Origin of the sequence: Parabacteroides vesiculifaciens (assembly GCF_049860805.1) — a bacterium.
Classification (GTDB): Bacteria; Bacteroidota; Bacteroidia; order Bacteroidales; family Tannerellaceae; genus Parabacteroides.
Genome location: NZ_CP187555.1, coordinates 803,577 through 828,498 on the forward strand (window position 1 = coordinate 803,577; position 24,922 = coordinate 828,498).

The 24,922-nt window shown below is 41.6% G+C and carries 18 protein-coding genes; 13 read left to right on the top strand and 5 right to left on the bottom strand.

Annotation, left to right across the window (positions count from 1 at the left end; all coding sequences use genetic code 11):
- The first annotated feature begins 14 nt into the window (after positions 1–14).
- Positions 15–1,190, top strand: coding sequence for an OmpA family protein (locus ACPYIV_RS03210; RefSeq protein WP_425885494.1), 1,176 nt, complete (start codon positions 15–17; stop codon positions 1,188–1,190).
- Between the two features lie 89 nt (positions 1,191–1,279).
- Positions 1,280–2,317, top strand: a complete 1,038-nt coding sequence (locus tag ACPYIV_RS03215; RefSeq protein ID WP_021862113.1) for a hypothetical protein — start codon at positions 1,280–1,282, stop codon at positions 2,315–2,317.
- Between the two features lie 769 nt (positions 2,318–3,086).
- Here the strand turns inward: ACPYIV_RS03215 and ACPYIV_RS03220 are convergent.
- From ACPYIV_RS03220 to ACPYIV_RS03230, 3 genes are read right to left on the bottom strand one after another with little or no spacing between them, the layout of a single operon-like run.
- Complete coding sequence (locus tag ACPYIV_RS03220) at positions 3,087–4,040, bottom strand: manganese catalase family protein (RefSeq protein WP_300762816.1); 954 nt, start codon at positions 4,038–4,040, stop codon at positions 3,087–3,089.
- A 42-nt stretch (positions 4,041–4,082) separates the two neighbouring features.
- Complete coding sequence (locus ACPYIV_RS03225) at positions 4,083–4,379, bottom strand: YtxH domain-containing protein (RefSeq protein WP_008147462.1); 297 nt, start codon at positions 4,377–4,379, stop codon at positions 4,083–4,085.
- A gap of 36 nt (positions 4,380–4,415) precedes the next feature.
- Entirely contained in the window at positions 4,416–4,673 is a 258-nt protein-coding gene (locus tag ACPYIV_RS03230) for a GlsB/YeaQ/YmgE family stress response membrane protein (protein WP_008147463.1), read from the bottom strand.
- Positions 4,674–4,944: 271 nt separating this feature from the next.
- On the opposite strand from ACPYIV_RS03230, the gene ACPYIV_RS03235 reads away from it, so the two are divergent.
- Complete coding sequence (locus ACPYIV_RS03235; protein ID WP_217803647.1) at positions 4,945–5,217, top strand: hypothetical protein; 273 nt, start codon at positions 4,945–4,947, stop codon at positions 5,215–5,217.
- Between the two features lie 51 nt (positions 5,218–5,268).
- Positions 5,269–5,460, top strand: a complete 192-nt coding sequence (locus ACPYIV_RS03240) for a hypothetical protein (RefSeq protein WP_021862609.1) — start codon at positions 5,269–5,271, stop codon at positions 5,458–5,460.
- 59 nt (positions 5,461–5,519) lie between these two features.
- Here ACPYIV_RS03240 and ACPYIV_RS03245 read toward each other — a convergent pair whose 3' ends face one another.
- Both ACPYIV_RS03245 and ACPYIV_RS03250 read right to left on the bottom strand, forming a co-directional pair.
- Positions 5,520–6,731, bottom strand: a complete 1,212-nt coding sequence (locus ACPYIV_RS03245; RefSeq protein ID WP_425885499.1) for an NAD(P)/FAD-dependent oxidoreductase — start codon at positions 6,729–6,731, stop codon at positions 5,520–5,522.
- Positions 6,732–6,744: 13 nt separating this feature from the next.
- Positions 6,745–7,110 (bottom strand): hypothetical protein, encoded by a 366-nt coding sequence (locus tag ACPYIV_RS03250; RefSeq protein ID WP_293740416.1) that lies wholly within the window; start codon positions 7,108–7,110, stop codon positions 6,745–6,747.
- A gap of 315 nt (positions 7,111–7,425) precedes the next feature.
- On the opposite strand from ACPYIV_RS03250, the gene ACPYIV_RS03255 reads away from it, so the two are divergent.
- From ACPYIV_RS03255 to ACPYIV_RS03295, 9 genes are all read left to right on the top strand, one after another.
- Positions 7,426–8,691 carry a histidine-type phosphatase gene (locus tag ACPYIV_RS03255; protein WP_425885501.1) on the top strand — a complete coding sequence of 422 codons (1,266 nt, stop codon included), beginning with the start codon at positions 7,426–7,428 and terminating at the stop codon, positions 8,689–8,691.
- A 136-nt stretch (positions 8,692–8,827) separates the two neighbouring features.
- Entirely contained in the window at positions 8,828–12,760 is a 3,933-nt protein-coding gene (locus ACPYIV_RS03260; RefSeq protein ID WP_425885504.1) for a hybrid sensor histidine kinase/response regulator transcription factor, read from the top strand.
- A gap of 166 nt (positions 12,761–12,926) precedes the next feature.
- The gene (locus ACPYIV_RS03265) at positions 12,927–13,499 is read left to right on the top strand and encodes a FecR domain-containing protein (RefSeq protein ID WP_425885506.1); all 573 of its coding nucleotides are present in this window, start codon (positions 12,927–12,929) and stop codon (positions 13,497–13,499) included.
- The gene (locus ACPYIV_RS03270; RefSeq protein WP_425885508.1) at positions 13,427–13,936 is read left to right on the top strand and encodes a FecR family protein; all 510 of its coding nucleotides are present in this window, start codon (positions 13,427–13,429) and stop codon (positions 13,934–13,936) included. The genes ACPYIV_RS03265 and ACPYIV_RS03270 overlap by 73 nt, the downstream gene beginning before the upstream one ends.
- A 114-nt stretch (positions 13,937–14,050) precedes the next feature.
- A complete protein-coding gene (locus ACPYIV_RS03275; RefSeq protein ID WP_293740420.1) occupies positions 14,051–17,446 on the top strand; it encodes a TonB-dependent receptor in 3,396 nt (1,131 codons plus the stop codon).
- Positions 17,447–17,473: 27 nt separating this feature from the next.
- On the top strand, positions 17,474–19,006 hold the full coding sequence (locus ACPYIV_RS03280; protein ID WP_425885510.1) for a RagB/SusD family nutrient uptake outer membrane protein: 1,533 nt from the start codon (positions 17,474–17,476) through the stop codon (positions 19,004–19,006).
- Between the two features lie 179 nt (positions 19,007–19,185).
- Complete coding sequence (locus tag ACPYIV_RS03285) at positions 19,186–20,076, top strand: sugar phosphate isomerase/epimerase family protein (RefSeq protein ID WP_293740422.1); 891 nt, start codon at positions 19,186–19,188, stop codon at positions 20,074–20,076.
- A gap of 70 nt (positions 20,077–20,146) precedes the next feature.
- Positions 20,147–21,403, top strand: coding sequence for a Gfo/Idh/MocA family oxidoreductase (locus ACPYIV_RS03290; RefSeq protein WP_293732615.1), 1,257 nt, complete (start codon positions 20,147–20,149; stop codon positions 21,401–21,403).
- Between the two features lie 22 nt (positions 21,404–21,425).
- Positions 21,426–24,878: a DUF1080 domain-containing protein gene (locus tag ACPYIV_RS03295; protein WP_425885513.1), complete on the top strand. Its 3,453-nt coding sequence runs from the start codon at positions 21,426–21,428 to the stop codon at positions 24,876–24,878.
- Positions 24,879–24,922 lie beyond the last annotated feature (44 nt).

A 24,922-nucleotide genomic window follows, 5' to 3' on the forward strand; every position in this document is an offset into this window, starting at 1 on the left:
AAAAAAAATCAATCATGAAGAAGTATTTGTTTATTATGGTGCTTTGTAGCATCATACAGACCTCTTTTGCCCAATCGAAAGAAGGTCAAAGTTCGGAACCTGCCCGTAAAGCAACATTTATCAATAATGGTTTCTGGGATCATTGGTTTATTGGAGCAGGTGCAGGTGCCAATATTTATTTTGGCGACAGAAATAGTGATGCCGACTTCTTCCATCGGTTTACCGTGGCACCGGAAGTTCAGTTCGGTAAATGGATCAATCCTTATTTGGGAACACGTATCAAGGGAGCAGGTTTGACGAATCTGCATACATTCAATGATAATGCGACTATCATGTCACGTAATAGGTTTGCGACGGTACAAGCGGATTTGATGTGGAGCATGACTGATTATTTCATGAAGTATAGTTCGGATCGTGTATATAGCCTTGTACCTTATGTCGGTTTCGGATGGGCTTTTGGATGGGACTATACGAACCAACCGACGTATGCAGGCGGGCATACCCGTATGAATGGCATGACGCTCAATGCCGGTATTATCAACAATTTCAAACTGTCCGACCGGGTGACTCTTTCTATCGAGTTTGCAGCAACGGCTGTCAGAAGCGAGTTCAATCAAGTCAAGAGCAGTGGCAATTATGATATCTTGGGAACCGCATCGGCCGGACTGATCTTTAATTTAGGAAAGACGGCTGCTTTCTCGGAAGCGGAGTTGAGAAATCCTCAGGAAATCGATGCGTTGAACAGTCGGATTAATGAACTGTATGCCCAGAATCAGGAGTTGGCACAACGTCCAGTGGACTGCCCGGACTGCCCTGAACCTGAGGTGATAACCGAAAAGGTGGTTGAGTTTGAGGATAATCCGTTGATAAACAATGTGGTTCTCTTTAAGATCAATCAAACGAAAGTAGATCCTTATCAGGGGGTTAATATTTACAATATTGCGCAATATCTGAAAGATAACCCGCAGTTCAAGGTGCGTGTGATCGGTTATACGGATCGTAAGACCGGAACAAGTCAGATCAACGAGAAACTTTCTGCTGAAAGAGCACAAAATGTAGCCCGTATTTTGATCAGCGACTATAATATCAGTCGTGACAGGATAAAGGTGGAATGGGTCGGTGACAAGGAACCTCCTTTTGATAAACCGGAATGGAATCGTGCCGTGATTCTTTATGTAGAACAAGAATAGAAAATGAAGAGACCATCCTGGAATAATCCGGAGATGGTCTCTCTGTTTTTATGAATACAAGAATTATAAATGATTAGAATAAATGCATTATGACACATATAAATAATTTGATTGAGTTGAAAAAAAGAGTTTCTTGGGGAAGTGTTTTTGGCGGTGTAGTGACGGTGTTGGCTGTCTCTATCTTGTTATCGGTGTTAGGCTCCAGTATCGGTCTGTTTTTGTTTGACCCGTTTGCTGATAATCCCGTCTCTGGGATTGGGACAACGGTCGGCATAGGTACGGCTGTGGCTTTGATTGTCAGTATGGTTGCCGGTGGTTTCGTCGCCGGAAAATTAGCCGGGGTGGATGGCTTGATACATGGTTTTTTAGTTTGGGGTACAACTCTTATTGTAGGGACATTTTTCTGTGTTTTACTTACTGCCGGGGCGGCCAAACTTACAATGAATGCATTGGGAGCCGCATCGTCGGTGGCCGGAGGGGTTATTTCCGGAACCGGTTCGGTTGTGGGCGGTGGAGTCTCCGCTCTTTCGGATCAGGCGAAAGAATTGTTCGGTGAAATCGATTTTAAAGTCGATTTGAAACACGGAGAGTTGCCAAAAAATATTCGTGCGGTTCTTGTGAAAAGCAAAGTGAAAGAGTTGCAACCTGATTATTTGCAGAAGCAGTTGGAGGGGGTGAAGGCCGACTTTGGCAAATCTGTGAAGAAAGCCATCGCGTCTCCACAAGATGCAGATGAGATTTTTAAAGATTTTCTGGCTCGAGTGAAGGAACAGACGAATAAGCTGGCAAAAAGCATAGACCGGAATGATCTTGCCAAAGCATTGGCAAATAATACCGATATGTCGAAAGCTGAAGCAGACAAGGCGGTCAAGCAGTATACGGAAATCATGCAAAAGGCGACTGCAGAGGCCGACAAACAAATTCAAAATCTGGAACAAAATCTGGATAAAGCGATCCAGGAATGGCAGGAAGTGAAGCAAAATGCACTGGAAGCGGCTGATAAAGCTACGGACGCTGCGGCTCGCTCGGCTCTTGTATCTTTCTTTGCTATCTTGATCGGTGCTGTCTTGTGTAGTTTGGCTGGTGCTTACGGTAGCCGGAAAACGCAGGAACGAATAGATATGTGATTGGGGAGAAATATCTTCTTTAATAGATTCTTTCATTAGTATAACGGGGAGGCCTTATAAAAGAGCCTCCCCGTTCGTGCTATATAGAAGCAATCTCTCTCTTCTTGCCTTCAGTACAAGCATATCCATATAAAGTTTTTGTAGAAACAATCATCGTGCTATCAAGATAGCCGCACCAAATTCATTTTATAGCAATACGGTCTTATGAATCATATAATATGAGATATGATGTTTCCTCACTGCAAGAAAACTTATCTACATAGGCATAAAAAACATCAAAGTGCCTGTTAATTCTGTAATCAGTGGTTGTGATTATATAATTAGTGCCAGCGATTATATAATCACAACCACTGATTTTATAATCACTGACACCGATTATAAAATTAATAGGCATTTTAGAAAGAATTATTCGGAACGAAAAAGAATATCCTGTCCATAGAAATAAGAAATTGTTACTGCAGAGTTTGTGCGGTTGCTTTGGTATACTACGGTTAAGCATATAAACATAAGGCGAAAACAATGAGATGATTTCGCTTTGTAGAGGGTATAAAAAATCCCGGCGAAGACATTTTTCTTCGCCGGGGATAGGGGTTAATTACTTACAAGTGACGTTTCGGTTACTTTTTGGCCGATTTTTTTCTGAAGTTGAGCACTTGCATTCTTTAGTCTGGGTTTGTTTTTTCGTACCCTTTGTTTCTACCTGCTTTTTTTCATTCTTCTTGTTCATAATCTGATAAATTTTAAAGTGAATATATTACTTGGCGACAGTTTATTTTCTGTTTCCTTTTTTATCTTGGTAGTTACACCAACTCATGACTCCGTCGGGTAAAGAAGAAAGGACTTCTTCGCTGCGTTCTTTGGCAAGTTCATTGTCCATTTCCTGGACCTCTTTTTCCGTGCGGTATGTACCTGCCGGTTTACGGTCGACGAGCCCATTGGTGTTTCGTACTTCTTGTAAAGGATCGTCAATGTATTGCCATTCTTCTTTCAAGCGTGTACTTTTTCCTTCATTCCACGGCCCGCGGGCATCTTTGCCTTTGGACATGTTGAAATACAGGTTGCTGTATTTGGGGGAGGTTTGAAACACTCCGGGAGGAAAGTTGGGTTGGATGGTCTCCAATGCCGCTTCGAACTGTTGAAAATGGGTTACTTCGCGTGTCATAAGAAACGTGAGCGTCTCTTTCACGTAGGAATCATCCGTCAGCGGTATAAGATTTTCATATCCGATCTTTGCACGGCATTCTCCTGCCATGTTGGAACGGAGATCCACGGTCAGATCTGCATTAGCGGATACATAGGTAGCACACCACGGATTTCCGTTGCTGTCTGTCAGTGTGGGACTTCCGGGGGAAGTTACCAAGAACTGCGGATTTGTGAATGCTTGATGGATGAGATCTTCTTTGGCTCCTTTGCCATTCATCATCATATTGATTTCCATGTTTTCCACCACGTCCTTCATTTTTCCGTTTACAGGCCCGAGGAGCATTTGGATGGTAGCCCCGACGATTTCGAGGTGTCCCAACTCTTCTGTTGCGATGTCCATCAGCATATCATATTTGTCAGGGTGAGGATTATGGCAACTGAAAGCTTGTACGAAATATTGCAAAGCCGATTTCAATTCTCCGTTTGCGCCGCCGAAAGCCTCAAGGAGGACACGTGCGAAACGTGGATCCGGAGCGGAAACGCGTGCGTTGTATTGCAAATCTTTTACATGATAAAACATAACTCGAAAGTTTTAATTATACATTTAATGAGGCACATTCAATTACTTTTTTGCATTATCGGCAAAATTGTGCACTTTGTTTTTCACATCATCGGCTTTTTCTGCGATGTTAAAAGTTTCCTTGGCGACCTTGTCGGCCACTTTTGTTCCGGCTTCCGCAACCTTGTCTTTTGCGGAATCAATCATGTCTTCTGCTTTACCACCCATCCGATGAAGGACATGGCATGCTTTTTCTTTTAACATTTTGCCTTTAGAAGAACAGCTAAAACGGTAAGCTACTACACCGATGATTGAGCCTAAACCCAGGCCCAGCCAAAATTTTGAACAACTTGTTTCCATAAATTCAATAGTTTTAAAAGATGAATAAATAATTGATTATATATCTGTTTTATGTGGACTTTTGAATAATGAAACGATCCACAATAACAAGATAGCTCCAGCAACAGAGGTGATCAAACTGCCCAAGATGCCCGCCGTAGCAATGCCTAACAGGCCGAAGACCCAACCTCCTAACAGGCCGCCAGCTATGCCGACCAGTAAATTGATGAGGATACCGAACCCTCCTCCACGCATGACCTTACCAGCAATAAAACCGGCTAAGATTCCGATAATAATATACCATATAAAATACATATGACTAAGTTTTATGCATTAATATAAAAGAATAATCATGTGAAATATAGGTGTTGGTACCATACCCGATTCACATTAAATAAACAGCCATAAAAAGATTTTTGTTTGTTGTAAAGAGAGAATATTAACATCTATTTTTGTAGGAATATACTAAGTGTGTCTAAATGTTATATTTGCATATGATTAAGGTTTTATTTTTATGTAAACTATTTTTATATACGTGTTGTTTACTTTAAAAATAAGATTCTGTAAACAACTATTTTAAATAACTATGAATTGGGAAGAAACTCTGAAAAATGAATTGATGAATTCTGTCCAAATGGATTACGAACATCTTTACCGTATTTGTTACGATGCATATAAAGAGGGATGCGGATATGAAAAGTCGTTGGCTGTTGAAGCATACAGGCTTAGATGTTCCTATTTGTTCGGAAACAGATGTATGATGGCCTCTGACACGATCCCCCGACATATAAAAGTTTGTGATGGAAATTGCAGTTATCTGCATAAATATGAATTCGAATTGTATAAGTTGGAAGATTGATTTAGATCAACAGATAAAAGATTGTTTTATGCTAGTAAATACGAAGCGGATATGGTTGGTTTTGCAATTTGGTTTATAGGCTTGGTCTTGGCTTTGAAACCCGCATTTAGAATTTGGAATCTTGATGCCCCTAAAAAAAGGAAGTTGATCGTTGGTGTATTGATTATCCTCACCAGTTGGATAGGATTACTTTTTTATGATTTCTACGGGAGGAGAAGATTTCCGGTGTGGTTAAACCAATAATTAGAGAGAGGCTGTCCCTGCGTCGAATGCAGGGACAAGGCTGTTTTCTTTTACAAAATTTAGCATATCCGTCCGAAACCGAATACATCTTTTCGCTCATCTTCTTTTCCTTGTAAGAGGTTGCTTATAATCTGTGCTCCGATCATGCTGAACGTGATTCCGTTGCCCCCGTACCCAAGATCAAAGAATATGCGTTCCGTTCCTGGCCATGTTCCGATGAAGGGGAGTCCGTCTTTTGTCGTACTGAAGGTTCCGCACCAGGTCATTTCTGCCTTGAAAGGGACGGAGGGCAGTAAGGTATGGAATTTCTTTTCAAGTTTTTCCGTCTTTTCCCGGAGCAGTTCATCCCTTGCTTCAGGGTTATTGAAATCTTCGTCTTCTCCTCCGATGATGATTCGGTTACCACTGGTCCTAACATAGATATAAGGTTCTGCCGTTTCCCAGATGAGACTGTGTTCGGGCCATAGATCCTTATTGTCAATAGGGTGGGATATAAGTGCGTAAGTCGAGGTCAGTTTCATTACTTTCTCAGGTAAGAACTGCCCGGCTTCGAATCCAGCGGCGACAATTACATATTTACATCGGATGGTCCGGTCATCCTTTGTTTTGAGCCGGCAACCTTGAGGCGTTTCTTCACAAGATGTGATTTTTGTATGGGTGAATATTTGTAAATGATCTTTTTTTATATGATACCGGAAGAGTAGGGTTGCCGCCTTGTAGGCATCGAGCTGTGCGGACTGACGATTTAGTAACGCTCCGGCGTATGTTCTCATTTTGTATCGCTTATGAAGCTCTCCCTTGTTTAACAATTCTACTGGAAGCTCATAGCGTTTGCGTATTTCATATTCACGTTCGATGAGTTTTACTCCTTTTTCGTCGCTGGCATAGAAAATACTCGGTAACCGCTCAAAGTCTGCATCGATATCCGTCTCTTTCAAAACGGCTTCGATGTCTGAGATGGATTGCAGGCAAGACCGGTAGGCAGTTACTGCATTTTTTTCACCAATTTGTTCAGCCATTCGGCAAAGCGGAACGTCAATTTCATATTGCAAGAGTGCCGTGCTGGCCGCGGAACTGCCCGTGGCGATACTCCGTTTATCCACAACGCAACATTCCAGTCCCGTCCGGCACAATTCGTGAGCCATAAGGGCGCCGGTTATACCGGAACCGATGATTACTATATCTGTTTCCAGATCCTTTTTCAGCGGATTGTAGTAATCGAACAGTGGATTTTTGATTATCCAGTATGGTAATCCTGAATGTAAGTCCATAGCTATATTTTCTTTATTTTTGAATCTTTTCTATTTCATGTTTGACTTTCTCTGCTTCCTTCCGGGTCTCTTTTTTTGTGTCGTCCCAAGTCTTGTCTAATTTGTCAGCTTCATCTTCCACTCTTTCAATGGCATTGTCCAATGCTTTGTTGAGATCGACTTTCTTTTGGCTTTTGTTACCGCATGAGAAAGAAACGACTCCCATTGTGCAAACCAAAATCAATAAAAATGTATGTCTTATCTTATTTTTTGATTTGCGTGCGAGAAGATACAAAACGATTCCGGCCAATGTGACGACACCTTGCAATAATTTACTTTTTCCCATGTTGCTTCCTAAATTAAGGAAGGAGCTTTTTGCTTTTTTACTTTTTGTTTCCATACGATTTTGAATTTAATGAGTAAATGAACCCGTAACGGGCTACTGTTTTTATAAGAAATAGAAGTTCGATACTTTTTTGTTGGTGTACTTAAGATTTTTGAAGAATATTTTGGAGAACTATTTCAGACTTTGGTAAAAAGATAAAAAAAAAGAATAATCATCTTCTTTCTATCTCGTTGCCGATTGTTTATATATTTTGTATGTGTCTTATGGAATGAGGTCGTTTTACGAGTTTGTCAAAATGCCACTACTAACCCGTCGGAATGAACAGACATTTGGATATTCTTGTTATAATCTAAATAAAATGATCTTGGTATGAGAAAGATATCGATATTTATATTTTGTTTGTTTATTTATTCCCATTTATCAATAGGACAAGAGGAACAGCAATATGCAGGGACGGCTATGCCGTATCCTTCTCTGGAAAATTCATCTTATTTAGTTCAGGATGGCATGGTTCCTTTTTATATTAACCATCTCGGAAGACACGGTGCACGATTTCCGACTTCAGGGAAAGCGTTGGATAAAGTGATAACAAGGCTGTCATTAGCAGGAAAACATAAAATGTTGACAAAAGAAGGTTGGGATCTACTTTTATTTATGCAAGAGGTATCTGAGCAGTTTAAGGGCAAATGGGGTGAATTATCATCTTTGGGCAAAAAAGAACAAGAGGGTATTGCTTGGCGTATGTCAAAAAATTATCCTTGTTTATTTGCTGATTCGGCAGAGGTGGAGGCGATAGCCACTTATGTGCCTCGTTGTATAAATAGTATGGACGCGTTTCTCTCTTGTTTGCTGAGAGAAAATCCGTCATTGAAGATAAAGCGAAACAAGGGAAGAGAATATGATGATATTCTTCGTTTTTTCGATCTGAATGAATCTTATGTCAATTATAAGAAGAAAGGGGATTGGATTGCTGTTTATGAGAAATTTTCTCAAATCAAGATACCCACTTCCACTGTTATGAAACGACTTTTCCTCAGAAGCGGAACGGAGAAAGAAGATAGGGATTTTGTGATGGATTTATTTTCAATTATTGCGATATTACCTGATACTGGACTTTCTCTGAATGAGATCTGTTCTTTTACTTCGAATGAATGGAGCCGCTATTGGCAGACTCAAAACTTGCGACAGTACATGAGCAAGAGTTCCGCTCCGATTGGTCGAATGTTGCCGGTAGCGATTGCGTGGCCTTTGCTTTCTGAATTTATCCGTACTGCTGATGAGGTGATAAATGCAAAGTCGGATAACCATGCAAATTTTCGTTTTGCTCATGCAGAAACAATCATACCTTTTGTGGCGTTGATGGGTATACGAAATGCTGACGTACGTGTTGCAGATCCTGATTCTGTATCTGTGTATTGGAAGGATTACGAGATTGCTCCGATGGCGGCTAATATACAGTGGATTTTTTGTCATGATGAAAAGGGAGAAATATGGGTGAAATTTCTGCTAAACGAGAAAGAGGTGTCCCTTCCATTGACAACACCTCGCTATCCTTATTATTTATGGAGTGAAGTCGAAATTTTTTTTAATCAGCGAATCCGGATGGCTAAAGAAGAGCTTTTATCGGGCTCTTAGAGTAAATCTATGATTTTGGGTGTATTCTCTATGTCTGATATCATTCGAGAAAAATTAAAAATTGTTTTTTTTGTTCTTTAGGGCTTGTATTTCGGATGATTTTGTATTTTTGCACGCCAAAGGGTGATATGTAATTATGCAAGTGTTTGGGAGGTATATACAATTATATCTAATATTATTTTTCATATTCTTAACAGGGGCTCTTCAGGCAGTTCCCAAGTATTATTTTAAACAAATTTCATTAGAGGAAGGCTTATCACAATCTTCAGTAAAATGTGTATTGGTAGATGATAGAGGCGTTTTATGGATTGGGACTCGGTTTGGTTTGAACCGTTTCGACAGGGAAAAAATCACGGTTTTCCAAGAAGATAAAGATAATCCGTATTCTCTTCCTTATAATGATGTCGTTTTCTTGGAAGAAGATGCGGCTCGGAATATTTGGGTAGGGACTAGTCGTGGACTGGCAATTTTCGACCGTAATACCCGTAAATTTGCTTGTCTGGAGTTGGACGGAGAACCGGTAGTAGCGACTTGCTGTCTCCTTATGTCGGAAGGAGTCTATTTTTTTGGTATGAAAGGTGTGTATTATTATTCTTATGAGGAAAAGAAAATTGGCAAGTGCGAGTTGAAGAATACCATGCCTATCTCTGTGCCCAACCGTGCTTATTGGTATGATGAAAAAGAAGGAAAGATTATTCTATCTTTTCGCGGAAACGGCATTTGGTGGTATTACCCGAAGACGGGGACTATGGAGCGAGTGTCGTTTACTCAGGAAAAGAATATACCTGCCCTGTTTCTGGATTCACATGGAAGGACTTGGGTGTCAGTCTATAATAAAGGTGTTTATTGCTACGACCGCGAAGGACGGTTGGTCGAGCATCTGGAAACACCGGAGCGCTTGACGCACAATGTCGTGCAGGATATGCGGGAAAAAGATGGTGAACTTTGGTTGGCGACCGACGGAGGAGGCATTAATATTTATAACTATGCCACCAAATCCGTGAAAGGGATCGTGCACCTTCCGGGCGATCGTCATTCTCTTCCGGTGAACTCTTTTGCCAGCCTGTATATCGACGATGAAGGGAATATCTGGGCCGGTAGTATTTTAGGTGGTTTGATTGGTATTAAGCCTGTCTACATGACTACTTATCGGGATGCTCCCCCTGGAGCTACTTACGGTTTGAGTTTCCAATCAGTTGCGTCTATGTATGAAGATCGTGACGGTAAAATATGGATGGGTACAGATGGTGGCGGAATGAATTTGTTTGATCCGGAAAAAGAGACATTTCAAGAGTATCGACAGACAGAAGGGATGAAGATTGTCTCCATTATGCCTTATAATGATTCGGAGTTGTTGTTGTCTTTGTTTGGAGTCGGACTTTGTCGTTTTAACAAGAATACAGGTGAATGCAGGGAGTTCCCTTTGAATTGGGGAGACGTCCGGAACGATCTTTTTCTGTGTGGAAATGCGATTCGCCTGTATCGTGTGGATGATGATCGTTTTTGTCTTTTGACCGATAATTATTTGTTTGTGTATGACCATCGGAAATGTCAATTTGAACCTTTGCATGAAAACATGTTGCCGAATTTTCAGGCTCCTCGTTTCGTCGTGGGCGACTCGTGCTATATCGGTACATCTGCCGGACTTTACGTTCTGGATTTTCCGAGCGAAGAGTTACGTCCGGTTTTTTTGCCCGGTGAGGAGATCGGCACGATAACGTCAATAAAGCAAGGTAAGGACAAACGTTTCTGGCTGGGCACGACTTCCGGTTTATATGCCTATGATCGTACTCTGCAAAAAATGGATACGATTGATACAAAGCGTTTTGTCGGAGTTATGTCTCTTGCTTTCGATAACAGTGAGCAATTGTGGATTAGTACGCATGAAGGATTGTATGCATATGTCCCTCAAGAGAAGCGTATCGTCGTTTTCGGAGAGTCTGATGGAGTTTTTACACACGAATTTTTGCCACAGCCTGCTTTGAAATCTGTCTTCGGTGATATTTATATGGCTGGAGTAGAGGGAGTGGTGCGAATACGGCAGGATCAGAAATTTCAAGAAGAAGAGGATTTTTCTGTCAGCCTGATCAATTTGGCTCTAGATGGCTCTTTTATCCATCTGGATGGTCTATTTGGCGAGCAGGCCGTTTCCGTTCCTTGGGATTATTCTTCTTTGGGATTGAGTGTCATTGTTAAAGAGAAGGATTTGATGCGGAAAAAATTGTTTCGTTTTTACATCAAAGGAGACCGTGAGGATTTGCTGGAGACGTCCAGTCATGCCTTTAATTTTCCGGCTCTTTCTCCCGGTAACTACGAATTATGGGTTTCATATAGCAAACGAAATGGTGATTGGAGTGCACCTTTGAAATTGCTGACAGTTGATGTAATCCCTCCTTTATGGCAACGTGCCTGGTTTTGGATAGTTTTGTTTTTGATGGTGATGACGATGGCCTCATGGATAATCCGATCGATTATGAAGCGTAAAGAGCAGGAACTCGCTTGGGAAATGAAAGAGCATGAACGTAAATTTTATGAAGAGAAGGTTCGTTTTATGGTCAATATCAGTCATGAACTTCGTACGCCGTTGACTTTGATATACGCTCCGCTCAAACGTTTGTTGAAATCCGGAAAAGTGATGGATAATGATGTTTCCAGGCAATTGGATGGTTTGTTGTTGCAGACTTGTCGGATACGTGAAATTGTTGATATGGTGTTAGATGCACAAAAATCAGATACGAATGGCGATGTTATGGATGTCCGTTTTTATAATGTTGCTGATTGGATACGAACGGTAACGCATGATTTTGCACAAGAATTTGAGGCTCGTAATATTCGGTTGGAATACAAGTTGGATACTTCGGTGGAGAAGATTCCTTTCGATGCCGCCAAATGCCGTGTCGTGTTGTCCAATTTGTTGATAAATGCGATGAAGTTCAGTGAGACGGATACTTCGCTGGTCATTAGTACGGAACGTATGGAAACGAGCCTGCGCATTTCTCTTGCTGACCAAGGGATTGGGCTGGCTCATGTGGATATGGATCGTCTTTTCTCTCGTTTTTACCAGGGTGACCATAACCGTAAAGGAAGCGGGATCGGTTTGGCTTACGCTCGTAAACTGGTGGAACTGCATGGAGGAAGCATCGGTGCTTACAGTAATGAAGACAGAGGTGCGACTTTTTATTTTGATTTGCCGTTAGTGCAGGCGTCTGTATCTGAAGAACCGGACAGTGTCGTTTGTTCGGAAATGGAGGATGCTGATGTTAAGGATGCGAATCTCCAGGCTTTGCAAGCCGGTTTCTCGTTTGCGAAATACACTGCGTTGGTGGTCGAAGATGAACCGGAGCTGCGTGACTATTTGTTTAATATCTTGCAGGCGGAGTTCAAGGATGTCTATGCGGCCGGTGACGGTGAGGAGGCATGGGAGTTTTTGGGGCAATCTCAGCCGAATATCATAGTCAGTGATGTCATGATGCCCCGGATGGACGGTTACGAGTTATGCCGTCGGGTTAAAAATGATTTGAAAGTCAGTCATATTCCAGTTATATTGTTGACAGCCAAAGCTGATCCTGCCAGTTCAGTCGAGGGGTATAAGTCGGGTGCTGACATCTATTTGGCAAAGCCATTTGATGTGGATTCTTTGATGGTAATTTTGCGGAATGTGTTGAGACAGCGTGACCAGCTTCGGGCACGTTATCGGGAATCCGGTTGCTTGTTCTCACCCAAAGAGGATGCGACCAGTAATGCGGATGAACAATTCATGCAGAAATTGAATCTGTTGATTCATGAAAATCTGGCTAATCCGGATCTGAACGTTGCCTTTATCGCTTCCGGAATGGCGATGAGCCGTACGACACTTTATAGCAAATTCAGCCATTTGTCGGATATTTCCATCGGCGATTATGTGATCAAGTTCCGTATGGTTGAAGCTGCTCGTTTGCTTTCATCCCATAAGGATATGAGCATTCAGGATGTGGCGGATCGTACCGGTTTTTCCAGCGCCCGTTATTTTAGTACTGCCTTTAAACAAAACTATGGGATGACTCCGACTGAATATCGTCGTAAAAATTAGGTGGCTGTCGTGAGATAATAAAAGTTGTGTTGAAAGTTTCTGTCGCTTATGATTTTTAGCAAATTTTGATATGATCGTCTTAAATTACCCTTGAAAAGATAAAAAAAATAGATTTATCTCAGTATTTTTCCCGAGTTGTTCGTTTAGCATTAGTAAAAGGAAAAAAATGGATTTTGATTATAGACTTTTAGCGAAATACTTGATCGATACACTTTCTCCAGAAGAGATGGTAAAAGTGCAAGAGTGGCGTGCTTTGTCAATTGATAATGAAGATGTTTTTTCAAAATTGGTGGAGCTTCGCATTTCGGGGAAGTTTACTCAATATAATACGTCTGAGCATATTGAAAAGGCATTGGAAAAGTTGAATGCCAAAATCAATAGTAGAAGACGTTTTCAAATATTTCGCTCCGTGATGAGATATGCTGCCGTAATTTTGCTTTTGGTTTCTTTTTCTTATGTGGGATGGGATTATCTGAGACCTGATAATTATGTGACGATTACGGTGAAACAAGGGGAGGATGTGAAAAAAATCATGCTTGCGGATGGATCGGCCGTTTGGCTAAAGGCGGGTTCTTCATTGAAGATTCCTGAGGCTTTTGCCGAAAATAGCCGTAAACTCTCCTTGCAAGGAGAAGCATTCTTTGACGTTGCAAAGAATGCTTCTCCTTGCAAGGAGAAGCATTCTTTGACGTTGCAAAGAATGCTCAATCTCCATTATATGTTTCAACGAATTATGTGAATATTAAGGTTCTCGGAACCGCTTTCAATGTAAAAACAGACGAGAAACACCAAAACGTAGAAACCGTTTTAGCAAGAGGTAAAGTTGCTTTATTCGATAAGCAATGGAAAGCTGTTTTGGATATGTCACCGGGAGAAAAGGTGACGTATAACAATCATAAAAACGAATATACCACAGAAGTCGTGGATGTGAATATATGTACGGCGTGGCGCCTGAATCAGTTTGTCTTCGAAAATGTCACGCTTAGGGAAATAGTCAATCAACTCTCCGTAAAATTTAATGTAAACATAAATCTGGAATCATCGAAGCTTGCCCAGCGCAAGTTCCGATGTGTGATCAATGAGGATGAAAGTTTGCCTGACATCCTGAAACACCTGAAGTTTTTAGCTCCTATCCAATACTGGATAGAGGGGAGAGAAATCTTTATATATGAATAATAAAAAATGAATGCCTATGGAGTAAAGAGAAAAAAGAGAGAGGAAATGTATTTACAAAGAATACAAAAAGAGAAGTTCTAACTGAAATTAATACTAATTTATAAATCACATATTATGAAGAGCAAAGCATATATTGCGACATTAGTTTTATTACTTGGTGTTGTTCCACCATCATTGGCTGTAAGCTCCCCCCAAACTTATGTAAATTTGGAACTGTCATTAAATAAAACGACAGTTGGTGTTTTAGTCGAACATATCAGTAAACAGACCGGATATGAATTTTCTTATGATGAATCTTTATTGAATAAGGAAATTAGGAATATATCGGTTAACATGAAAAACGAATCTATAAGTAATGTTTTAAACAGGGTTTTTAATAATACTGACATTAGTTATAAGATTATAGACAATCGTATCTTTTTGAAAGATAATTCAACATTAAAAGGTGTAAAAGTTGTGAATAATGTTTTAGCAGTCTCACAACAGAATAAAAAAGTATCAGGAACAATAATTGATGAATCTGGTATTCCTGTAATCGGTGCTAATATTGTAGTGAAAGGTACTACTAATGGAACGGTTACCGATGCGGATGGTAAATTTACACTTGACAATATTCAGGAAGGTGCAATATTAGTCGTTTCTTACATTGGTTATTTGGATCAGGAAATCCCGGTTTCTGGAAAGAGTGTATTGAATATCAATTTGAAAGAAGATACACAAAAACTGGATGAAGTTGTAGTTGTAGGATATGGCGTGCAGAAAAAAGCAAATCTGACAGGTTCTGTTTCCACTGTAAAATATAGCCAGGAACTTGAAAATAGGCCTATTACTGATCCTTCTCAGGCTTTATCCGGAAAAGTTACCGGTGTTTGGGTTAGCCAGAATTCAGGTGCTCCCGGTTCTGATGGTGCGACAATCAGAGTTCGTGGATATGGTACGTTGAATAACACAGACCCGCTGGTTCTTATCGACGGAGTGGAAGGACGAATGGCTGAACTGGCTCCTAATGATATCGCTTCCATTACAGTCCTGAAAGATGCAGCATCTGCCGCTATTTATGGTTCGCGTGCAGCGAATGGTGTTGTCTTGATTGAGACAAAGAAAGGTTCGGGTGATAAGGTCTCTGTTAATTATACCGGCTATTTCGGTATGCAACAATTAGGACGGAGATATAATATCATTACGGATAGTCCTGAGTATATGGAGCTTTGGAACTCTGCTTTTACAAATAGTGGTAGCAATCCTTTGTTTCCGGATGATGTAATTCAGGCTTTCCGGAATGGAAATGATCCTTATAAATATCCGAGTACGAATTATTTTGATGAAGTATTTCATAACTCGTTTACTACTCAGCATAATTTATCTGCAACGATAGGTGGGAAAAAATCAAATAGCTATATATCATTGGGCTATTTGAAGAATAACGGTATAGTGAAGAATACGGATTCGGAACGTTATAGCTTAACCGTAAATACGGAGGCGAAGGTGAGTAACTGGTTGCGTTTAGGTGCAAGAGCACGTTTAATGCGAAAAGTGACCAATCAACCTTATGATGGGATTGGACGTGTTATCTATATGATGGCGAATGGACATCCGTTTTCTACGCCTTATCTCCAGGATGGAAAAACATTTGGCGGAACTCAAGCTTTATACCTTTCAGGTGATAAAGCCGGACAGCCGATTGTAGATACCCGTAACCCTTTCCCAGATTTATATAATGGACAGAATCAATCTATCAATGATTTTATGAAAGGAAATGTATATGCAACGATTGATTTTATGGAAGGCTTAAGTCTGACTGCACAATATAGCGGTCAATACAACAATAATAATCAGGATAAATATAACCAGCTTCATTATTGTTATACCGACTTGGATGGCTCTAATAAAAGTAAACCGTTGGATTTTCCTTCTACATTGAATGTTTACCGTAAAGTATCGGATGAGTTCTATTCTACATTTTTTGCCAATATTAATTTTAATAGAACTTTTGGCGAGATACATGATGTTTCGGCTTTACTTGGGTACCAGCAGGAAGCACTAACCAAGCGAGTGACCGAAGCATCCAAAACGGATCCTTCTAAGGGGGATTTGCATCAGGTAAGTTCCGGTACAAAGAATCCGACTGCAATAGGTAATAAATACCAATGGCGTATGCTTTCTTATTTTGGACGTATAAATTATGCCTTAATGGGAAAATATCTTGCAGAAGTCAATTTGAGAGCAGATGCTTCCTCCCGTTTTGCAAAAGGAAATCGTTGGGGATATTTCCCTTCTTTTTCTGCCGGATGGCGTTTGGGGGAAGAAGAGTTTATTAAAAAGCTGGAGGTTTTTGATAATTTGAAAATTCGTGCTTCATGGGGAAAATTGGGAAACCAGAATATCGGTGATGCCAGTAATAGTGACTATTTCCCATATTTGACAGTGTTGACACAAGATTATGCAAATAGCTATAATTTCAACAATACACTGGCTCCTGGAGCAGCTGTTACTGGATTAGTTGATCCAATGATCACTTGGGAAACAACAACTACTACAGATATCGGTCTTGACTTAGGCTTTTTGAAAAACAGATTGAATATAGAAGCTGATTATTTTGTAAGGAAAACATCTGATATTATTGTACAACTTCCTATTCCGACTGTATTGGGTGGCTTGACTGCTCCTTTTGAAAATGTGGGAGAAATGAAAAATAAGGGTTTGGAGATAAATGTTAACTGGCAGGATCGTATCGCTGCTTCGGATTTCAACTATAGCATTGGTGCTAATTTAACATATGTAGATAATGAAGTTACCAAATTCAGAGGAGGAAAGTCTCCTGATCAACTTTATCTGATCCGTGAAGGATATTCTTATAAAACATTGTACGGTTTCATTCAGGAAGGTGTTTACCAGACGAATGAAGAAGCACAGAAACATATGTATGACAATGGATATGTGCCGACCGCTGGTGATTTGAAATATAAGGATGTAAATGGTGACGGTAAATTAGATTACAAGGATAAGCAGGAAATTGGTAATACGATACCTAAATTTACGTATGGTCTTAATGGAAGTCTGTCTTGGAAGAACTTTGATTTGAATTTCCAGTTCGCAGGCGTAGCAGGTGTTCATGGTTATTTCAAAAACGCATGGACGGAACCACTTGGCATTTCAGGAGGTACGATTACGGAAAGATGGCGTAATGCTTGGACGAAAGATAATCCATCAAATGAACTGCCACTTATAAAAGTGAATGATACATGGAACCGTCAGGAATCTTCTTTTTGGACTTGTAATATGTCATGGTTTAAATTGAAAAATGTTCAGTTGGGCTATACTTTACCTACGGTTTTGGCGAATAAGATGTTTTTGCAAAAATGTTATGTATATGTAAATGCAACAGACGTATTCACGATTGTAAGTGATAAATATGAAGGATTTGATCCGGAGAGAGACACATTTGCTGACGGATATGGACATTATCCGATACCTCGTGTTTTTTCGATAGGCTTAAATCTCTCTTTTTAATGTTGAACGATTCTAATATATAGAAATATGAAAAAAATAGTAACAATAATATTATCTGTCGCAACATTAGGCTTTAGCAGTTGTGAGAGTTATTTGGATATCCTTCCGGATGATAAGATTACAAGTGAAACATTCTGGACAACTCCTGAAGATGCGACTTTAGCTTTGAATGGTGTTTATAATGTCTTGAGGAATGATTATGTATATGGATACGGCGGAGGTGAAGATGCCTGTACCCCTAATGCTTATCAGTGGGCTCATTGGGAAGGACAACATATGCAAGTAGGTGACGGTTCTATTTTCTCCGGTTCCGGTGCAATTGTTTCCGAACGTTGGAAATACTGTTATCGTGGAATTTATCGTGCAAACTATTTTCTTGAAAATATCAATAAGGTAGAAGGATTAGATGAAGCTGAAAAAGAAGTCATGCTGGGTGAGATCTATTTCTTGCGAGGTGTTTTTTATAATTTGTTAGTCAGGTCGTACGGTGGAGTTCCACTTGTTACGCAAACGCTTACTTCAGAAGAAGGACGTAATGTATTACGGGCTTCTATTGAGGAAATTTGGGCTCAGGTACATGCTGATTTTGACGAAGCGATCAAACGGCTTCCGAAAGATGCCGCTGTAAATGGACATGCCACATTAGGGGCAGCATTGGGTATGAAGATGAAATCATATTTGTATACCTCTCAGTGGGATAAAGTTTTGGAGTATTGTGATAAAATTGATGCTCTTGGAAAATACAAATTATTCCCCTCTTATTATGGACTATTTCAGTATGAAAATGAAGGAAATGATGAGACATTGTTTGCTCTTTGCTTTATGGATGGCGCTTTCTCTCAGGGTAATTCATTTGATCGGCATTGGCAACCCCAGAATTTAAAATATGGAATGGATGGTTCTAATTCTGTTGCTCCGACTCAATTGTTAGTTGATGAATACGAAACGTTAGATGGTTCACCTGTGGATTCGGCTGATCCTTATAAAAACCGGGATCCTCGTTTGGATTTTACGATTTTGCGTCCGGGGGCCTATTTCCAAGGTCAATTATATCCAGTTGAAATAAAGAATCATACAGGGCAAAAAGTTGGTTTTGGTATACGTAAATACACGATTGAAACAATGCAAGTGGTTGCAAACCAGTCTCCTCTTGATTTTATGATCCTCCGTTATGGAGATGTCTTGTTATGTAAAGCAGAGGCTTTGATTGAAACTAATACGGATATAGACGGCGCCATTGATTTGATTAACCGTATTCGTTCAGAACGGGATGATGTGAAAATGCCTTTGATCAAAAAAGGAATAGGGCAGGTGGAAGCTCGTAAGGCTTTGCGCCATGAACGTCGTATAGAGTTGGCTCTGGAAGGACAATTTTGGGATGATATAAAACGTTGGAATGCTGGTCCTGAGTTTTATCCGTGTGATGTAATTGGTGGTATGGGAGAGTTGATACAGGTTAAGTTTCCGAATGGATATGATCTAAATAAAAATAACTTGTTGCCTATTCCTGATAGTGAAATATCATTGAATCCGAAATTAGAACAGAATCCAGGATATTGATCATGTCGGATTTGAATCTCGAACAAAATAATAATTGGGGAGGTACTTTTAACCCTACAATGGAATAAATTATTACTTTTGTTAGATTAAAATAAAGAGGGAGACCAAAAAGACTTACAACCCTTTGGTTGTCCCTCTTTTTTATTCTCATTGTTTATTAACTTAATCTATATCAGGAGATGAAAACTAAATTTTCTTTATTGATTTTTGCTTTGTTATTTATTTGCTCAGGAATAATGGCTCAGGATAAGATAACGATTGGCGTTATCCAGTATGACATGAGTAATATAGATAAAAGCTTTAAAGATCTTCATGATCAGGGATTCGGCTCTTGTGAGCTTAATTATCAGAAAAAAGCGTTTACAAAAGATTTTGCGGAAAAAGTAAAGGCTGCATCAAAGAAACATGATATCAAGGTGACGACGGTGGTCGGTGTTCCGGGAAGTAAGAGCCAGTGGAATTTCCGCCAGGGACCGGCAACGATCGGTCTGGTTCCGGAAGAAGAACGCGCAGAAAAAATTAAAGAATATCATGAAATGATTGATTTCTGCCAAATGGCGGAAGTTCCCGCTATGCACTCCCATTTCGGTTTTATTCCGGAAGATCCCTCTTCCGAACAGTACAAGGGTTTTATTAAAGTTATGCAGGATTTGGCGAATTATGCCAAGCAACGTGGCGTAATGATCTATTTCGAAACCGGACAGGAAACCCCGACGACTTTGATCCGTGCCATTAAAGATATAGCAACCGGCAATGTGTTTATCAATTGCGATCTGGCTAATCTATTAATGTACGGGAAAGCCAATTCTCTGGATGCCGTGAAGCAATTCGGGAGCCTGATCAAAGAATTTCATGCCAAGGATGGTAAATATCCGGATCCGAACAACCCGTATGAATTAGGAGCTGAAGTGCCTATCCCGACCGGAGAGGTGAATTTCCCGGCTGTCATAGCCGAATTGAAGAAGCAAGGATTTCAAGGAGCATTGACTATTGAGTGCGAATTGAACGGTGCAAGACATGATTATGTTATAAAAACACGTCAATATCTGCAAGAATTATTAGAAAAATAGTATATTTGTCAGATATTGCTTATATTTTAAAATAATTAGTTGCTAATCTATATAAATTATTATTTTTACTATGAGAACAAGCAGAAGAGGTTTTCTGAAAACCCTTGGAGGGGTTGCGCTCTTTTCGATTGTGCCGCGTCACGTATTGGGAAACGGGTATATCGCTCCGAGTGATCAATTGACTAAAGGTATTATTGGTACCGGAGGTATGGGAAGAGGTCATGTTAACTATGCCGGTACACGTTTGGTTGCCGTTTGTGACGTCGATAAAAATCACCTTGAACTGGGAAAGAAACTGGTGAAGGAAAAAATAGCCGCTTATCATGATTTCCGCGATTTGATTCTGGACCCGAATGTCGATATCGTACATATTGCCACTCCGCCTCACTGGCACGGTATCATGTCGGTCGAAGCTGCCAAAGCCGGAAAAGACATCTGGTGCGAAAAACCGATGACACGTACGATCGGAGAAGGAAAGCGTGTGATGGAGGCTGTTCAGCAATACGGACGTATGTTCCGCCTGAATACTTGGTTCCGTTTTACAGACCAGTTCTACGGACTGGGTACTCCTGTCAAACCGTTGAAGAAGCTCGTGCAAAGCGGATTATTAGGATGGCCGTTGAAAGTGACGATCAGTGCACATACCGGTTTTAACTGGAAGTTTTTCTGGGTAGGAAAAGAATATCTCGAACCACAATCGGTTCCGGCAGAGCTGGACTACAATATGTGGCTCGGCCCGGCTCCTTATAAGCCTTATAACCCGCATCGCGTACACCAGACTTTCCGTGGATATTGGGATTATGACGGCGGTGGGCTCGGAGATATGGGACAGCACTACATCGATCCCGTACAATATATATTAGGCAAAGACGATACCAGCCCCGTTAAAGTGGAGGTAGATGCCCCGCAACAGCATCCGGACGCTGTCGGAACTTGGCGTTCCATCACTTATACCTATGATGATGGTTGCCAGATTGTCCTTTGGGGTGGTGATTTCGGCGATCCGAATACGCCGTATATTGCCGGGCCGAAAGGTAATGTATATAAGAATTTTGTATGCGATATTCCTGATTGGGAGAAGAAGCTTGCCGACTTCCCCGAACCCGAACCACAGGTTACAGACTTTATTGAATGTGTGAAAACACGTCAGCCGTTTGCCTTGAACGAACGGAATGGTTTCCGTTCGGCGACTATTGTCAATATGGGAGCAACCGCTCTGCGTTTGAACCGGACACTGAATTTCGATCCTGTAAAACTTGAATTTATTGACGACGAGGCTGCAAATCGTTTGCTGGACCAGCCGATGAGAGCACCCTGGAATATTTAATTCATTCAAAATTTGAAACATAATGAGAAAAGCATATATATCAATAGCTGCCTTACTGTTATGCGGAAGCATGCTGATGGCGCAGACTCCGGCCAACCGTACGGCCAAAACGACCGCTGCCGATGTGTTGGCTCAGATGCCTGCGGCGAAACAAGCGGCATACAATAAACTGATTGGTGATTTGAGTTCTACCGGCGAAGAAGGGGTTCTGATGCTGGTAAACATGATAAATGCACCCGGCAAAGGCAGTAACTCGAATGTAGACTATGCCTTGAGCGGCCTGACGCATTACGTTATGGCGAAAGGAGAGGAAAATGCCCGGTTAGTGACGGCAAATGCTTACCTGAAAGCACTCGAAATGGTGAACGAGCGCGAAACAAAAGCTTTTATTATCCGCCAACTTCAGATCTTGGGAAAAGACGAATGTATAGATACACTGGCTTCTTATCTGAATGACGAGTCATTGAGCGGTCCCGCTGCCCGTGCTCTGGCTGCTAACGGTAGCGAAAAGGCAGGACAGGCATTGGTCGCAGCCTTGAAGAGCCGCTCCGGTTCCCCGAAAACACAGAAAGATGTGATCCGTGCGATTGCCGATGCCAAGGTGAAAGAGGCCGAAACGATTTTGTTGGCATTGGAGGGAGCATCCGATCCGAATATGCAGAAAGAGATTCTGTTTGCGTTGAGTTGTGTAGGAGGTCCTAACTCATTGCCGGTTTTGGCAAAAGCTGCCGAGAATGCCGGTTATACAATGGAAGTGACCAGCGCCAACGAAGCCTATATCGCTTTGCTGAAACGATTGGTAGAGACTGACCGGAATGCGGTTATGAAAGCTGCTAAGAAATTGCAGAAAGAAGCGGCCAAAGCCGGACAGGAACAGACACGTGAAGCTGCTTTGCAGATACTTTTATCAGCCGAGGAACCTGCTAAAGTTTCCAAGATGGTCATCGCTGCAATGAAGGATCCGAGCAAGAATTACCGGAACGCAGCTTTGAATTACGCATCTTGCTATGCAGATAAGGAGTTGTATATCGAACTTATGAAAATGGTTCCTAAGGCAAAGCCGGAACTGAAAATAGATATTCTGAACTGGATCGGACGTGAGGCCAAGAAGCCTTCCAAGCATGACGTTATCCGGAATCTGGAAATACGTTTCGATCTTCCTGCCAAGCAAATCCTGTTGGAACAGCTCAATGATGCAGACTTTGACGTGAAGCAGGCTGCTACCTGGACATTGGTAAAGATAGGCGATAAGTCTTATATCCCTTCGTTGGCCGAATTGCTGAAGAACGAAGACAAGCAAGTTGTCTTGTTGGGACAGGATGCTTTGACCGCTTTCCCCGGAGATATCGACGGAGCAGTGGCGAAAGCCGTCTCTTCCGCTACCAATGCAGGTAAAATAGCTGGACTCGAATTGCTGGCTATGCGTAAAGCTACTGCCAATATCAATACCGTATTGGATCAGATACAAACAGGTTCTCCTGAAGTGAAAGCTGCGGCTTATGTAGCCTTGAAAGATGTGGTAGGAGAACGCGATATAACCAATATGTGCGGTATGTTGGAAACAGCCGATGCATTGGCTGTTCCTCCTATGCAACGGGCTGTTATTTCCGCTTTGTCTTCTCTTCCGGCTGTCGATCAGGTCGAAACAGTGACACGCCGTATGTTGCAGGCAGGTAATAAGGACTATTTGTATTATCTGGTCTTGTCTTCTACCGCCCAACCGGAAGCACTGGCAACAATTGTGAAAGGCTTCCGTTCCAATACGGGTATTAAACGGGATGCTGCATTCGAGGCTTTGTTGAACTGGAAGGGTATTGAAGTAGCGGACGAATTATATACGATCTGTAAGGAAAATCCATCCTCCAATTATTTTGGTCCGGCTCTCACTACTTATGTGAAATTGGTTTCCAATCCTGCATTTACGGGAGAAAACCGTTTGTTAAGCCTGCGTAAGGCAATGGAAATTGCTAAAACGGATGCACAAAAGATCGCAATCCTCCAACAGATTGAAAATACCGGAACATACCTGGGCATGTTGTATGCCGGTGAATTCTTGGATCAGAAGCCCGTACAACAGGCTGCCGCCAATGCGGTTATGAATATTGCTTTGGGAAATAAGGAATATACAGGTGCAAATGTCCGTGCTCTGCTGAACAAGGTGATGGATGTGCTTGATAATCCGGATGCCGGCTATCAAAAGGAAGCGATCAAGAAACATCTGGCCGAAATGCCGCAGGGTGAAGGATTCGTTTCATTGTTCAACGGCAAGGACCTGACCGGCTGGAAAGGCTTGGTGCAGAATCCGATTGCCCGGGCAAAAATGAAACCGGCGCAGTTAGCCAAAGAGCAGGCGAAGGCTGATGAAGTCATGCGTAAAGGTTGGAGCGTCGAAGACGGTATGCTGGTGTTCAATGGTAAGGGTGATAACCTGTGTACGGAAAAACAATATGGCGACTTTGAGATGTACGTGGACTGGATGCTCGATCCGGCCGGCCCTGAAGCGGATGCCGGTATTTATCTGCGTGGCACGCCCCAGGTGCAGATTTGGGATACTTCGCGTGTAAACGTAGGGGCACAGGTCGGTTCCGGTGGATTGTACAACAACCAGGTGAACCAGAGCAAGCCGTCTAAAGTCGCTGATAATAAACTGGGCGAATGGAACAGCTTCTATATCAAAATGGTCGGTGACCGTGTGACTGTATTGTTGAACGGAGAAAAGGTCGTAGACGATGTGATCATGGAAAACTATTGGGATCGTAAACTTCCGGTTTCCCCGATCGAACAAATCGAACTCCAGGCTCATGGAAGCAAGGTGTATTATCGCAATATTTACGTGAAAGAACTGGAACGTAAGGAACCGTTCAAACTTTCGGCCGAAGAAGAGAAAGAAGGCTTTAAGGTTTTGTTCGACGGCACGAACATGCACGAATGGACGGGCAATACGGTGGACTATACGATGGAAGACGGCTGCATCTCCATGATTCCGAGCAAAAGCTACGGCGGTAACTTATATACGAAAAACGAATATGGTAATTTCGTGTACCGTTTCGAGTTCCAATTGACTCCGGGTGCCAATAACGGTGTCGGTATCCGTACTCCGATGGAAGGGGATGCTGCTTATGCCGGCATGGAAATCCAGATTCTGGATTGCGAACATCCGATTTACAAGGATATCACTCCTTTGCAGCATCATGGTTCCGTTTATGGAATTATCCCGGCTAAGGCAGATCACCATAGTGCGTTCAAACCTGCTGGCGAATGGAATTATGAAGAAATTGTAGCCGATGGAGATAATATCAAGGTGACGGTCAATGGTGTGGTTATCATGGAAGGTAATATTCGCGAAGCGACAAAGAACGGGACTGCCGACCACAAAGAACATCCGGGACTTTTCAATAAGAAAGGACATATCGGTTTCTTAGGTCATGGCTCTCCGGTCAAATTCCGCAATATTCGCATTAAAGAGTTGAAATAACACTTTTATATGTGTTTGTTAAGTTGCAGTATGAGCGTGCATTA